15 protein-coding genes are annotated in these 13,801 nt (G+C 54.9%); 9 read left to right on the forward strand and 6 right to left on the reverse strand.

Annotated features, from left to right (window positions below):
* The first annotated feature begins 9 nt into the window (after window positions 1–9).
* The 3 genes from AUQ41_RS12530 (at window position 10) to AUQ41_RS12540 (ending at window position 4,079) form a co-directional block, all read left to right on the forward strand.
* Window positions 10–786, forward strand: coding sequence for a ferredoxin--NADP reductase (locus tag AUQ41_RS12530; protein WP_063088712.1), 777 nt, complete (start codon window positions 10–12; stop codon window positions 784–786).
* 224 nt (window positions 787–1,010) lie between these two features.
* Window positions 1,011–2,501, forward strand: a complete 1,491-nt coding sequence (locus AUQ41_RS12535) for a PAS domain-containing methyl-accepting chemotaxis protein (protein WP_063088713.1) — start codon at window positions 1,011–1,013, stop codon at window positions 2,499–2,501.
* A gap of 225 nt (window positions 2,502–2,726) precedes the next feature.
* A complete protein-coding gene (locus AUQ41_RS12540; RefSeq protein WP_063088714.1) occupies window positions 2,727–4,079 on the forward strand; it encodes a PAS domain S-box protein in 1,353 nt (450 codons plus the stop codon).
* A gap of 89 nt (window positions 4,080–4,168) precedes the next feature.
* Here the strand turns inward: AUQ41_RS12540 and AUQ41_RS12545 are convergent, their stop codons facing one another.
* The 4 genes from AUQ41_RS12545 to proC form a co-directional block, all read right to left on the reverse strand.
* Window positions 4,169–4,516 carry a tRNA-binding protein gene (locus AUQ41_RS12545; protein WP_063088715.1) on the reverse strand — a complete coding sequence of 116 codons (348 nt, stop codon included), beginning with the start codon at window positions 4,514–4,516 and terminating at the stop codon, window positions 4,169–4,171.
* 190 nt (window positions 4,517–4,706) lie between these two features.
* Window positions 4,707–5,159 carry a phasin family protein gene (locus tag AUQ41_RS12550; protein ID WP_063088716.1) on the reverse strand — a complete coding sequence of 151 codons (453 nt, stop codon included), beginning with the start codon at window positions 5,157–5,159 and terminating at the stop codon, window positions 4,707–4,709.
* Window positions 5,160–5,356: 197 nt separating this feature from the next.
* Entirely contained in the window at window positions 5,357–6,073 is a 717-nt protein-coding gene (locus AUQ41_RS12555) for a TetR family transcriptional regulator (RefSeq protein ID WP_063088717.1), read from the reverse strand.
* Between the two features lie 41 nt (window positions 6,074–6,114).
* Window positions 6,115–6,930, reverse strand: a complete 816-nt coding sequence (gene proC / locus AUQ41_RS12560) for a pyrroline-5-carboxylate reductase (RefSeq protein WP_063088718.1) — start codon at window positions 6,928–6,930, stop codon at window positions 6,115–6,117.
* 55 nt (window positions 6,931–6,985) lie between these two features.
* Between proC and AUQ41_RS20725 the strand changes: the two genes are divergently transcribed.
* Complete coding sequence (locus AUQ41_RS20725) at window positions 6,986–7,237, forward strand: hypothetical protein (RefSeq protein ID WP_143588661.1); 252 nt, start codon at window positions 6,986–6,988, stop codon at window positions 7,235–7,237.
* A 34-nt stretch (window positions 7,238–7,271) separates the two neighbouring features.
* Here the strand turns inward: AUQ41_RS20725 and AUQ41_RS12565 are convergent, their stop codons facing one another.
* The gene (locus tag AUQ41_RS12565) at window positions 7,272–7,778 is read right to left on the reverse strand and encodes a YbjN domain-containing protein (protein WP_120224348.1); all 507 of its coding nucleotides are present in this window, start codon (window positions 7,776–7,778) and stop codon (window positions 7,272–7,274) included.
* A gap of 246 nt (window positions 7,779–8,024) precedes the next feature.
* Complete coding sequence (locus AUQ41_RS12570; protein WP_064779702.1) at window positions 8,025–8,363, reverse strand: accessory factor UbiK family protein; 339 nt, start codon at window positions 8,361–8,363, stop codon at window positions 8,025–8,027.
* 210 nt (window positions 8,364–8,573) lie between these two features.
* Between AUQ41_RS12570 and rfaD the strand changes: the two genes are divergently transcribed.
* From rfaD to AUQ41_RS12595, 5 genes are all read left to right on the forward strand, one after another.
* On the forward strand, window positions 8,574–9,560 hold the full coding sequence (gene rfaD, locus AUQ41_RS12575) for an ADP-glyceromanno-heptose 6-epimerase (RefSeq protein WP_063088719.1): 987 nt from the start codon (window positions 8,574–8,576) through the stop codon (window positions 9,558–9,560).
* Between the two features lie 110 nt (window positions 9,561–9,670).
* Window positions 9,671–10,504: a prolipoprotein diacylglyceryl transferase gene (gene lgt / locus AUQ41_RS12580; protein ID WP_198155635.1), complete on the forward strand. Its 834-nt coding sequence runs from the start codon at window positions 9,671–9,673 to the stop codon at window positions 10,502–10,504.
* 2 nt (window positions 10,505–10,506) lie between these two features.
* Window positions 10,507–11,634 carry a class I SAM-dependent methyltransferase gene (locus AUQ41_RS12585; RefSeq protein ID WP_063088720.1) on the forward strand — a complete coding sequence of 376 codons (1,128 nt, stop codon included), beginning with the start codon at window positions 10,507–10,509 and terminating at the stop codon, window positions 11,632–11,634.
* 43 nt (window positions 11,635–11,677) lie between these two features.
* Window positions 11,678–12,508: a peptidoglycan editing factor PgeF gene (pgeF, locus tag AUQ41_RS12590; RefSeq protein ID WP_083952673.1), complete on the forward strand. Its 831-nt coding sequence runs from the start codon at window positions 11,678–11,680 to the stop codon at window positions 12,506–12,508.
* A gap of 129 nt (window positions 12,509–12,637) precedes the next feature.
* A complete protein-coding gene (locus AUQ41_RS12595) occupies window positions 12,638–13,651 on the forward strand; it encodes a hypothetical protein (RefSeq protein WP_063088721.1) in 1,014 nt (337 codons plus the stop codon).
* Window positions 13,652–13,801 lie beyond the last annotated feature (150 nt).

Raw genomic sequence — 13,801 nt, forward strand, 5'->3', positions numbered from 1 at the left:
TGTAGCGTTATGGCCAGCAATTTAAACGAAGAAACCGTCACCTATGTCCACCACTGGACTGACACACTCTTCACGTTCAAGACCACCCGTGATCCGGGCTTCCGATTCATCAATGGTCAGTTCGCCATGATCGGCCTCGAAGTTGATGGCAAGCCGCTTTTGCGCGCCTATTCGATGGTCAGTGCGAATTATGATGAAGAACTTGAATTCTTCTCGATCAAGGTGCCGAACGGTCCGCTGACATCACGTTTGCAGCACATCAAGGTTGGCGACAAGATCCTGGTCGGGCGCAAGCCGACCGGAACCCTGATCCACGACAACCTTTTGCCGGGCAAGAACCTGTGGCTGCTGTCGACCGGTACGGGCCTCGCACCGTTCATGAGCGTAATCCGCGATTACGAGACCTATGAGCGCTATGAGAAGGTGATCCTGGTGCATGGTTGCCGCGAAGTGCGCGAGCTGGCCTATCAGGAATTCATTCACAGCGAACTGCCGAACAACGAATTCTTCGGCGAAGATGTTCAGAACAAGCTTCTGTATTATCCGACCGTCACCCGCGAAGAGTTCAAGCATCAGGGCCGTATCACCGAACTGATGGAATCGGGCAAGCTTTATGACGACCTTGGTCTGGAAAAGCCGACACTTGAAAACGATCGTTTCATGCTGTGCGGCAACCCGCAGATGATTGCCGATACCCGCAAGATGCTTCTTGAGTGGGGTGGCAAGGAAGGCAACATGAACGAACCGGGCCACTTCGTCATCGAAAAGGCGTTCGTCGAGAAATAAGCATCCAGCCACATTTTGGCCGAGAGATCAGAAGGCAGCATCCGTCGGGTGCTGCCTTTTTTGTTTGGATGAGATCCGGGAATTATACCAGGTTGTATGCGTAGGTATATATGCCTCCCCAAATGGGGATGTTTGGAATTTTCGCAGTCGCGTAATTTGAGCTCATGAAGCGTCAGGTTTGGAAACTTGTTCAATGTCCTGGTGCGGTGTCAATGGAGACAAAAATGGGCTTTCTCAATATTTTCAAACGTTCCGGTTCCCAGAGTGCTGCCATGACTTTGGATGCGCTTGAGCAATCACTTGCGGTCATTGAATTTGATCTGCAGGGCAAGATCCTGCGCGCGAACAAGAATTTCCTTGATGTTATGGGTTATGAGCTTTCCGAGATCGTCGGAAAGCATCACGCAATGTTCGTGCCCGAGGAAATTCGCAAGAGTCCGGATTACGACGCCTTTTGGTCTGATTTGCGCAAGGGTTTCTTCAAAAGTGCCGCATTCCCGCGCATCACCAAGACCGGCGGACGTGTCTGGATCGAGGCAACCTATAACCCGGTGCGCGACAGCAAGGGCAATGTTACCAAGATTGTGAAATTTGCCTCGGACATCACCAAGCGTCAGGAAACCATGGCCGATTTCGAAGGCAAGGTGAATGCGATTAATCGCAGTCAGGCTGTGATTGAGTTTGACCTGAACGGTAATATCCTTGATGCGAATGACAACTTCCTGTCCGTGATGGGCTATCAGCTTTCGGAAATTGTCGGTAAACACCATCGCATGTTTGTTGATCCTGATTATGCAAATAGCCGTGACTACGTCGATTTCTGGCGCGAACTCGCCAAAGGCAACTTTACCTCGCAGCAATTCAAACGATTTGCCAAGGGGGGCAAGGAAATCTGGATCGAGGCATCCTATAACCCGATCTTTGATGCCGACGGCGTGCCGTACAAGGTGGTGAAATATGCCAGCGACATCACAGAACAGGTCAAACTTCTGACCGACCTGAAGCAGATGATCGACAGCAACTTTGGCGACATTGACCAGAGCCTGGGTGAGCTGGAACAGCGTTCCACGGTTGCGCATTCGAGCTGTGAAGAAACATCTTCGAATGTGCAAACAGTTGCTGCGGCGGCTGAAGAGCTTGCTGCATCTATTGCCGAGATTTCTCGCAGTATGGCAGAGGCACGCGCATCAACCGATCAGGTGTTTGAAAAATCCATTGCCGCAGGCGCATCAACTGAGAAAATGAGCGAAGTCGTCACCGCCATGAGCAGCATCATTGATGTCATTCAGGGTATCGCAGGGCAGATCAATTTGCTGGCACTCAACGCGACGATTGAATCCGCCCGTGCTGGCGAAGCAGGCAAAGGCTTTGCGGTTGTCGCCAATGAAGTCAAAAACCTGGCCAATCAGGTTGCCAAGGCCACCGAGCAGATTACTGGCGAGATCGAAGGTGTCCAGAACATTGCTGGCGAAGTTGCTGGCGTGCTGGGTTCCATCCGGACTGAAGTTGAAGATGTGCTGAACAATGTCACCACGATTTCCTCGGCCGTCGAGGAACAGAGCGCTGTGACCCAGCAGGTTTCAAGCAACATGCAGAGCATGGCGAACTCTGTTGAGCAGTTCGCAAGCAGCGTGAACTTTATCCGCGATGCGTCCTCGATCGTATCGGGCAGTGTCGGGCGGACCCGAGAGGCAGCACTGGTGCTTGCGCGCTAAGGGCTTCCAGACCAAAGCTCAGACCATTTTGAACAGAAGAGGCAGGATGCTTTTGCATTCTGCCTCTTTTTGTTTGTGTGTGCATTGCTATGAAATTTATACCAAAATATATACATAAGTATATTCACCCTCCCCAAATGGGGATGTCGTATCGGTCATGGCCGGGCGATAGTCGGCACATCAAATGAACCCGTTTAGCGTAGTTGCGATATGCCGGAGTTGTCCATGAATTCACTGACATCCATAACTGTTGAAACCGCCGATGAGTTCGATGACGTTTTCGGCTTGATTGACGCATCGTTTTCTGTTGCGGAGCTGGACCTGACGGGCAATGTCATCAGTGTAAATGACAATTTCCTTGCATTGACCGGATATGACGAAGAAGAGGTTCTCGGCCGACATCATTCGATGTTTTTGTCGGACGATGTGGTTGAGGCGGCCGAGTACGGTCTGTGTTGGGTTGATTTGCGGGCCGGTAAATCCAAAAGTGTCATATTGCCGTGGATCACAAAGACCGGGGAGCGCAAGTGGGTTGAAGAAACTGTCGGTCCGGTGAGAGGCCGCAATGGCAAGGTAATCCGCATCGTCCGGCTTGGCGTTGATGTTACCAAGCGTCATGACAGTTTGGCCGACCTGCAAGGCAAAGTGGACGCGGTTGAACATAGTCAGGCCGTGATTGAGTTCGACACCAAGGGCAACATCCTCACAGCCAATTACAATTTCCTCGTCGCCATGGGTTACAGCCTGTCGGAAGTGGCAGGCAAACATCACAGCATGTTTGTTGATCCCGATTATGCCGCGAGTGCCGAGTACCGTACATTCTGGCGGTCGCTGGCAAAGGGCAAAAACAGGGCCTGCCAGTTCAAGCGTTTTGGCAAGGACGGTCGCGAGGTCTGGTTTGAAGCAAGCTATAGCCCGGTTTACGGGGCCGACGGGAAAGTGTGCAAGATCGTCAAACTTGCTAGCGATATTACCGAACAGGTCACGTCACTGGCTAATTTGAAATCGACACTTGAAGCCGGTTTCGACGAAATTGATCAGACCGTTGGCAAGCTTGACCAGCTTTACGAGGATGTTGCGGCGTCATGGCGTCAGGCGCATGCGCATCTGGAAGTCAGTGCGATGGTTACCGGACGGCTTGTCAGCAGTGTGGATGAAACAGCCCAACGCATGACCGAGCTGCGATCGGTTGCCGATCACGCATTCGATCATGCAATCGAAAGTGACGGGGCGATTGCATCGATTGAAAAGGCACTTGATGTATTGCGCGACTGCGCACGCGATGATCCCGCCATTATTGAGCAGATCGAAGTTTTGGAAAAATGCGTCGGTGAAACCGCACGTGTTTCGACAGCTGTCCGGGGGGATCTTAAGGCGATGCTCAGTCGGGTGGCGGTGGTGTCGCTGGCTGTTTCACAGCAAGCTGAAATCACCCATCAGGTCAGCAGCGAGATGCGCGGCGTACAGACTTCCCTTGAGGCATCCCAGCATTCGTTCAACGACATGATCAAGGCATCAGAAGGCATTCCCCTGATCGTTGGCCGAACGCGTGAAGCATCGGGAATTTTGGCACGCTAACCCTGCCGGGAGCGTGACACGAGCGGGAAAAGGGCGGGTATCGCAATGACGATATCCGTCCTTTTCTTTTGTGCCTAACGCGACGTGCTCTAAAACAGGCGCGACCCGTTTGGCACATCCTGATCCGGGCGGATCAGGACAATCCCCTTGTCGTCATCCCCGTCGGGAAAACCAAGGCAGAGGAATTCCGACATGAAGGGGCCGACCTGCTTTTTGGGGAAATTGACCACACCGGCGACCTGACGGCCGATCAGCTTTTCGGGTGTGTAGTGTTTGGTGATCTGGGCAGATGTTTTCTTTGTCCCGATCTCGGGCCCGAAATCGACCCAGAGCTTCAACGCTGGGCGGCGGGCCTCGGGAAATTCCTGTGCGTCGATCACGGTGCCGACCCGGATATCGACTTTCAGGAAATCATCAAAACTGATTTCAGTACTCATGGCTGTCTCCTTAATTTGGAGTCAGCTTAGTAAGATCGAATGTTTCTGGTAAGCCCAAACCATCAACCCGATATGAATTCCGGAGTTTGAGCAAAAACGCGTGATTGGGGACAGGGGCCACAAAAGAAAAATGGCAGGACCATAAGGCCCTGCCATCAAGTAGATTACGGGAATTTAACAGCCAAAGCTGTTATTTCGAAGCTGCGGTCTTTTCGATAGCAGCTTTGAATTCGTCAAGGGATTCGGTAAAGCGAGTCTGCAGAAGAGCAAGCGCTTCTTCCTGGGACTTGGTTACCAGACCTGACAGTTCCTTGGCATTTGCAAGGGCTTCTTCGTAAGCCGTTTTTGCAGCTTCGGTCTGTTTTGCAGCCGAAGCCATCGGGTCGTCAGCGGAAGTAGCAGCGAAATCTTTGCCCTGGGTCTGAACTTTATCCAGCAGCGTTTTGAAGATCTCGCTCTGGCGCTGAGCGACAGCCTGGAAACCGTCGAAGGCCACCTTGTTGGCTTTGGTGAGGGCTTCCACGTTTTTACGCTGGAAAGCCATCATTTCGTTCACGTCTACACCCGGAACTTTGAAATCCGCAGTGTATTTGGTGAAGTCGAGATCAAAGAACGGATTGGTTGCCTTTTTTGCGGCGGTCATGGTTTGCACTCCATTAGTTTGCGACAGATATGCAATGAGGCGCTATTGTGCGCCGCACAAATTCAACTGCAATATGCCGGAATGATCGCCTGTCGTCAAGGATTATTTTGCACTGCACAAAAACTTATAGGTTATTGTTTTATGTCAAAATCATAACCTTGAGTGTATAGCCGGTTTTTGCGTTTCAGATCAGGGAATTAGGTATTGGCCGTGGTTGACGTCGCCTGATCTGATGGTGCATCGGCAGGGCTGTTGTCACCCTTAGACGGTGATTTTTTGATCGAAAAATTCCGGCACCGCTTCCTGATTTTACCACAAATCGATGATGCTTTGCCAAGACCCTTTTCAACCTGACGGTCCCAATTGGCGGCCTTGGAAAGTTCGCGATCAAGATAGGCCATGGTCGGGCCAAAATCGGTGCTGTCATCATCAAGCCAGTGTTTGAAGGTCTTGGCGTAAACGGCGGTCAGGCCGGCAACCCGCATGCTGCCATGCAGGCCGGCTGTCTGAAAACCGGCGGCCTCCAGCATCCAGCGCATGGCGCCAAAATGGGTCTTGAATGCCCGCAGCCCGTCGGCCGGGCCAAGGTCCCCGCCGGCATTGATGATCGATCGCAGTGCCGGGCGGTAATCAGAGAGGATATCAAACCGTGCCATGATCACCGCAATCAGGCGGTCATGACCGGGTTCGTTGAAATCCTCAGAGTCGATGTCGGCCAAGACTTCGCGGTCAACGCGTTTGACAAAGCGACGCAGAAGATCGCCCTTGCTGCTGCAATGGTCGTAACATTCGGCAACCGAAACGCCGGCTTCGGTGGCGATATCAATCAGGGTGACATCATGCCAGTCCTTTTCTGCGGCCGTTTTCAGGGCCGCATCGATCAGGAGATTGGGGATATCCTTTTTGGGTGGCATGACGTTCTCCTTGGGTTGGGTGTCTTGCGTGACGGGCGGTGTTAGCCCGCCAGTTCCTTGGACCGATCACGGGCGGCGGCGACCGCGCGTGTCATCAAATCGGGCAGGCCGGTTTTCGGATCCATCAGAACGTTGAGTGCGGCCGCCGTCGTACCGCCGGGGCTTGTGACATTTTCGCGAAGCGTTGCGGCACTTTCTTCGCTGGCATCAAGCAGGAAGCCCGCACCGACCACAGTTTGACGGGCAAGGGTCATTGCCTGATCGGCCGGAAGGCCGGCGGCCTCGCCCGCCTGCGCCATGGCTTCGACCAGATGGAAGATATAGGCAGGCCCGCTGCCCGACAGGCCAGTGACGGCATCCATCAGGCTTTCATCCTCGATCCAGGACACCATGCCGACGGCTTCAAGCAGGGTCTGACACATATCCCGTTGGGCGATGCTGACATTTTCGGTCGGGCACATCACGGTCATACCGCGCGAGACGGCAGCCGGTGTGTTGGGCATGGCGCGCACGATGCGGGCATGTTCGCCAAGGTGGCTTGTGAAGAAGTCGATGGTTTTGCCTGCTGCGACGGACAAAAAGACCGTTTCGGCGCGCACCAGCGGTTTATAGGCGTCAATCAGATCGGGCAGGACCTGTGGCTTGACGGCAAACAGCACAACCTGCGGAATGAAGTCTTCGCGTATGTGGTCAATGTCGGGAACGCCATTGATGCCGTATTGCGCTTCAAGCTTTTCAGCCGTTTCGGTCTGTTCAACGATAAAGACGTTCGATGCCTGAAGCCCGCGGGCCAGCCAGCCTTCCAGCATGGCACTGCCCATCTTGCCACAGCCAACCAGCAAAAGACGCGTATTCATAAATTCTGCTCCGCTTTATCCATCGGGTTTGGTTGATCGTGGGGGATCAACGCACATGATGCAATGCCGTAGCGATCTTCTCAAGGTGGGTCAAGTCAGCGCAGAGGGCAAGAGGGGCGTGCAAACAGTCCGTGTTTGCAGGCTGTTAGCCTTGATTAGGATGTTATGGCGGGCCAGCGGCGGCTTTGCGGAATTTTCTGTTGTGAAAGGCGGCCGGGAAAGCTGGTTTGCAGGATTTGTGTTGAGTTGGCGTCTGGCGGCAAAGACCAAAAAAAAATCAGCCGAAAAAGACAAAGGACGGCGATGAGGCCGTCCTTGGCAGGTTGGATGGGTTGATGTGATCAGGCCTGACCAGCAGGTTCGAGCATCGCGTGCATCAAGGCTTCGTCCGGGGTTTTCCCCTGGCCAAGGACAAAGTTAAACGCCGGGAAGAAACGTTCGCATTCCGAAAGCGCGATATCGATCAGTTCTTCAAACTGTTCGACCATCGGCGGGACATCGCCGCCAAACAGCAGGGTATGGCGGAACAGCGGCATGTTTTCTTCCAGCCACAAACCGAAATGCCCGATCCAGAGTTGTTCGTTACATTTCGCAACCAGTTCGTAGATGCGCGGGCGCAGCGGTTCGGGCACGAACAGATCAAAGCAGCAGGCGATATGAAGCGCCTCGGCATCTTCACGCCAGGTGAAATAGACCAGATAGGTGCACCAGTGGGCCGGAATTTCGACCACAATCTCATCCGAGCTGCGGCGTTCCAGATGCCACTGGTTGGTGCGGGCGATATCCTCGACCAGGATCAGCGGGTTTTCATCGCCGATGTCGCCGATATCTTCCATTTGGTCGTTCATTAATACCCAGCCTGTTCAAGCATGTGCGAAAGGGCGCGCACTATATGCCGGTGAACGCTTTGTTTCAACCGCTGCTGCGCGCAGGACAGCAATGAATATTCGGATCATTGTCACCCGGCCTGTTTGCCCGGTCCATCTGATCGACCGTCAAGCGGCCCTGCTTGTGACAGCAAATGTTGGCGCAGGCGCATAAAACGCCCGCGTCATTTCGCATATATGGGAATTATATGGGGATAGTTGCCCCGATCAGGCGTCTTTTTTTGCCGCCGTTTTGGGGGCGGCTTTTGGGGCAGCCTTGGTGGTGCTGCGTTTGGCGGCCGGTTTCTTGGCCGGCTCGGCAGCATCAAGACGCTTTTCAAGATCGGCAATCTTGGCTTCGAGCGCATCGATGCGTTCGGCGGCACGCACAGCAACATCGTGCACGACGTCATATTCCTCGCGGGTGACCAGATCCATGTTGAGCAGGATCTTTTCAAACTGCTGGCGGATCATGGCATCTACTTCGCCTTTGACACCGGTCATGGTGCCCAATGCGGAATTGGTGACACGGGTCAGGTCATCGAGAATGCGGTTGTTGATCTGCATAGTGGTCTCCGGCTTTTTTAAACTGTTGTTGGGCATAATATGGCGCATCATCGGCTCAGGGCAAGCCGCACGTCATGAAGTGGACGTGACGATAGCGTTATTTTGCATGGCTTTTCTTGCTCCAGATCAGGGGCGGTCTTATAAAGTGTCGACAAACGTGATCAGTCGCCTTGGCCCATCGGGGCAGGGCGGCCCCGTCAGGAGAATGTAATGCTTATCGTCACTGGTGGTGCCGGGTTTATCGGTTCCAATATTGTTGCTGCCCTTGAAGAGCGTGGCGAAACCGACATTGTTGTCGTTGATCGCCTGCGCGATGGCATCAAATGGAAAAACATCGCCAAGCGGAACCTGCGTGACATTGTTCATCCCGATGAACTGCCGCATTTCCTTGAAGAGCATGCCGGCAATGTCGAGGCGATTTTCCATATGGGCGCGATTTCCGCGACCACGGAAACCGATGCCGACAAGATCGTCGTCAACAACCTGAAACTGACGGCCTGGCTGTGGGAATGGTGTTCGCGCCACTCATCGCGCCTGATTTATGCATCGTCGGCGGCAACGTACGGCGATGGCAAGCAGGGCTTTGATGACAGCTTTGATGAAGCCGATCTGGCAAAGCTGGCACCGCTCAATGCCTATGGCTGGTCCAAGCATGCCACCGATCGCCGGTTCCGCCGTATTCTCGATCAGAACGGTTTCCGGCCCAAACAATGGGCGGGGCTTAAGTTCTTTAACGTCTATGGCCCGAACGAATACCATAAGGGCGGCATGCGGTCCGTGGTGTCGCAACTGTTTGACAAGCTTTCAAAGGGCGAGACCGCAACCCTGTTTAAATCGCATCACCCCGATTACGAAGATGGAGGTCAGTTGCGTGACTTCGTCTGGGTCGGTGATGTCGTCGATATCATCATGTGGCTTTATGACAACCCGCAGGTCAGCGATCTTTTCAATATCGGCACAGGCAAGGCGCGCAGTTTCAAGGATCTGGCACTGGCAGTGTTTAGCGCCATGGGCAAGGAGCCCGATATCAAGTTCGTGCCGACGCCTGAGGCGATCCGCGACAAGTACCAGTATTTCACCGAAGCCAATATGACCAAGCTGCGCGAAGCGGGGTATGGCAAGGAAATGACATCGCTTGAAGAAGGCGTGCGGTCCTATGTGCAGGATTATCTTGCGACCGAGGATCCGTTCCGCTGAGTGTCGCCTGCATGGTTCGGGGTGGGGTTTGCCATGATGCTGCCCAACTCCTTTGCGACCTCAAAGCAGTCTTATCATCAAACCCAATCTGCTGATCCGGAGTATTCCAGATGCTGAGCCTTGCCTTTCCGGCGATAGACCCGATTGCGATTTCCATCGGCCCGATTGCCATTCGCTGGTATGCGCTGGCTTATATTGCCGGTCTGCTGCTGGGTTGGAAATATGTGGTTTATTACTGCACCAAAACGCCCAACATCATGAGCAAACGCGATGTTGATGATTTGCTGTTCTGGGCAACACTTGGCGTGATCCTTGGCGGGCGGTTGGGTTACATCCTGTTTTACAATCTGGATTATTATCTGGATAACCCGGCCAATATCCTGAAGGTCTGGCAGGGCGGAATGGCGTTCCATGGCGGGTTCATGGGCGTAATTGTTGCGATCATTCTGTTTGCCAGAAAGCGCAATATTTCCATTCTTGCCGTGCTGGATGCCGCCGCGGTGGCGACCCCGATTGGTTTGTTCTTTGGCCGAATCGCCAATTTCATCAATGGCGAATTGTATGGCCGCACCACTGACGTTGCGTGGGGCTTCGTATTCCCCAATGGCGGTCCGGAGCCGCGCCATCCAAGCCAGCTTTATGAAGCAGCCCTTGAAGGCCTGATCCTGTTTGTTGTGCTGTTTATCCTGTCGCGTAAGGCGTTCGTGCGCCATCGTCCGGGGATCCTTGGCGGGACGTTTGTCGCGGGCTATGGCATTTCGCGCATCATCGTCGAATTCTTCCGCCAGCCTGATGCGCAGCTTGGTTACCTTGCTGGGGGCATTACCATGGGGCAGGTCCTGTCGATCCCGATGGTGCTGGCCGGGATTGGTTGCATTATCTATGCGTTGAAATCCAAACCGATTGAAACCCGCATTCACCCCAAAGAAGCCGAAAACGCGTAATTATGACTTCTGCGACCGACAGCCCGCTTTTGGCCCATATCAAACGCCGGATCAATGTATCGGGACCGATCACCATTGCCGATTTCATGACCGAGGCACTGGCCCATCCTGAGCACGGCTATTACCGCAAGCAGGACCCGTTCGGGCGCGCTGGTGATTTCATCACCGCACCGGAAGTCAGTCAGATGTTTGGCGAACTGATCGGCCTTTGGGCGGCGGTCACCTGGCAACAGATGGGCAGCCCGCCGAAAATCGATCTGATCGAATTGGGGCCGGGTCGTGGAACATTGATGTCGGACGCGCTGCGTGCCGTGCGCTATGTGCCGGGCATTGGCGATGCCCTGACCGTGCGGTTTGTTGAAACCAGCCCGGTTTTGCGCACCCATCAACAAACATCGATCATGGCGTACGGTATTCCCGCCACTTGGCATGAAACGTTTGATGACATTCCGACCCGCGCCAACGTCCCGGCGATTGTGATTGGCAACGAGTTCTTTGACGCACTGCCAATCCGTCAGTTCGAGCGCGGCGAGAAAGGCTGGGCCGAGCGTTTGGTCGGGCTTGATGCCAAAACCGGCGAACTTGGCTTTGTCCGAGGTGCTGAAACGCCGATCACGGATGCGCTGATCCCGGTCACCATGCGCGGGGCCGCAAAAAAGGGTGATATCTTTGAAAGCTGTGCGCCCGCAATTGCCATTGCCGATCAAATCGCCCGGCGTCTGAACGAGACGGGTGGCGGGGCGCTGTTTATTGATTACGGCCATCCCGGCAGCGCGTTTGGCGATACTTTCCAGGCGCTCAAGGGCCATGAATATCATCCGGTTTTGAGCGATCCGGGCGATGCCGATCTGACCGCGCATGTTGATTTTGCCGCCATCGGGCGGGCGATGAACGAGGCGGGTGCGCGTACCGGTGCGGTTCTAACCCAAGGGACGTTTTTGCGGATGCTGGGCATTGAACAGCGGGCCGAGCATTTGAAAACCAGTGCCGATGACGCCCAGAAAACCGCAATTGATCAGGCGTTGTCGCGGTTGATCGATGCCGATCAGATGGGAACGCTTTTTAAAGTTCTGATCGCGTATGGTTGCGATACCACCCCGCCGCCTTGCGTCAGTGGCGTGGCGGGCTAAATTGATTGCGACCGGAACGGTTTTGGGAACGGAGCAGGCCAGCATGACACATCCGATCAGCCAGGTTACCAACGGGATCGAACGCAGCACCAACGGGCTGACCTGGTTTGAAGCCGGGAACCTGTCGGACAAGGACGGCCTGCGCCACGGGTTCCTGAGCCGCAAGGGCGGGGTCAGTGATGGTATCCACGGCGGGCTGAATGTCGGTTTCGGATCCGATGACGACAAAGACCGCGTCGCTGAAAACCGGGCCCGTGCCGCATCCGCGTTTGACACCAGCCCGGATCGTCTGACGACGGTGTATCAGGTGCATGGCATTGATGTGGCCGTTCTGGACAAGCCGCTTTCGCGCGACGAGGCGCCAAAGGCCGACGCGATGGTCACAGATCGCCCGAACATCATGTTGGGTATCCTGACTGCTGATTGCACGCCGGTTCTGTTTCATGATCCGGTGGCCGGTGTGATCGGGGCCTGTCATTCCGGCTGGCGCGGGTCGCATTGCGGGGTGTCGGCCAGCACGGTCGATGCGATGGAAAAACTGGGGGCCAAGCGCGAAAACATTCACGCCGCTGTTGGGCCGTGCATTGCGCGCAAATCCTATGAGGTTGATGGCACGTTTCGCGATACCATCCTTGCCGGACCGGAAGGCCAGGAAGACCTGTTTGATCCGTCGTCGCGCGACGGGCATTTCATGTTTGATTTGCCAGAATATGTCCGGCGGCGGACGATTGCCACCGGGGTTGCCTCGGTCGAGCTTGTGGCGCGCGATACGTTGGCCGAAGAAGATCTTTTTTACAGCTATCGCCGCACGACGCTTCGCAAGGAGCCCGATTACGGTCGGCAGCTTTCGGCGATCATGTTGACAGAGGCGTAGGGTGCTTATGCGGACCCCGGGGGATATGCCATGCCACATCTGATAATGCTTTTTTTCTTTATGATCATCGCGACCATGGTTGGTTGCGTCATCATGTGATGGCGTAAATCCCGTTTTAGAAGTGCCCCTATGAAGTCTTTCCTGCGTTCTGTTGTTTTGTTTATTGGTCTGGCTGGGTTGCTTGCGGCCTGTGGCGATTTGCCGCGCCCGTTCGAGGGGGCAGGTCGGGCCGGGGATCCGGCATTGCTTGAACTGCGTGATACCGGCACTGTGCGCGTGGAAAATACCGAAGACCTGCCCGAAGGGGCATCTGCCCATCTGGCGCGTGCGATGGCGCGTGCCCTTCGTCTGCGTGATATTCCGGCCTATAGCGAATCTGAGACGGGCGGCGATTACATCCTGCGCCCGAATGTTCAGGCCAGCCTGAGTGATACCGGTGCCGATCTTGATATCACCTGGGTTCTGATGCGCCCGGACGGGCTTGCGATTGATACCACCCGGTCGACCGGCGAACTGGCCGCCGATCAGTGGTTTGCCGATCAACCCATCGGGCCCGAGGAAAGCAACCTCGCCATCCCGAAGGAGTTGGTTGATAAAGTCCGCGAACTTGAAGGCAAGGCCGAGGACCCGGTGGCAAAAACCTATGAAGGGCTGGTCGCCCAACCCGCCGATCAGATTGCCTTCATGATTACCGGTGATCGGTCTTCGTTACGGGCAGCGCCGCTTATGAAGGTCGCCCTGATTGATTTTGCCGGTGCGCCGGGCGATGGCAATACAGCCCTGGCACGGTCCGCAGGCGCGTTGTTGAAGGCGCGCGGAATCACGGTGGATAACCGCGAGATGGATGAAAACAGTGTCATCCTGTCTGCCACCATTGATGTCAGCCCGGTTAGGGAAGAAACCACCACACCGCTGGATCGTGTATCGATTGAATGGATCATCATGGAAGTCGATGGCACGGAACTGGGCCAGATGAACCAGAACAATGTCGTGCCGCGCGGCCAGCTTGATGAAAGATGGGGGTCGGTGGCGTCCCTTGCTGCGCAGGCGGCGGTCGAAACCCTTGAAGGTGTTCTGGGACAGATCGCAACCAGCAAGAAGCTTCAACTGCGTCCCGATAACAGGACAGCTTTGGCGCGTTGATTGCCGTTGTGATCGGTGATGCCAGAGGCCGATGGGCCGGACATGCATGACTGCCTTGTCGTTATTCGGCATTGGGCCCATTTACAGACTGTTAACGGCTGGTTATAAAGCCGCCGCGATCTGCCGGTATGCAGAAGTGTCAGGATTTGG

It is taken from the genome of Thalassospira sp. MCCC 1A02898 (assembly GCF_001618185.1).
Taxonomy (GTDB): Bacteria; Pseudomonadota; Alphaproteobacteria; order Rhodospirillales; family Thalassospiraceae; genus Thalassospira; species Thalassospira tepidiphila.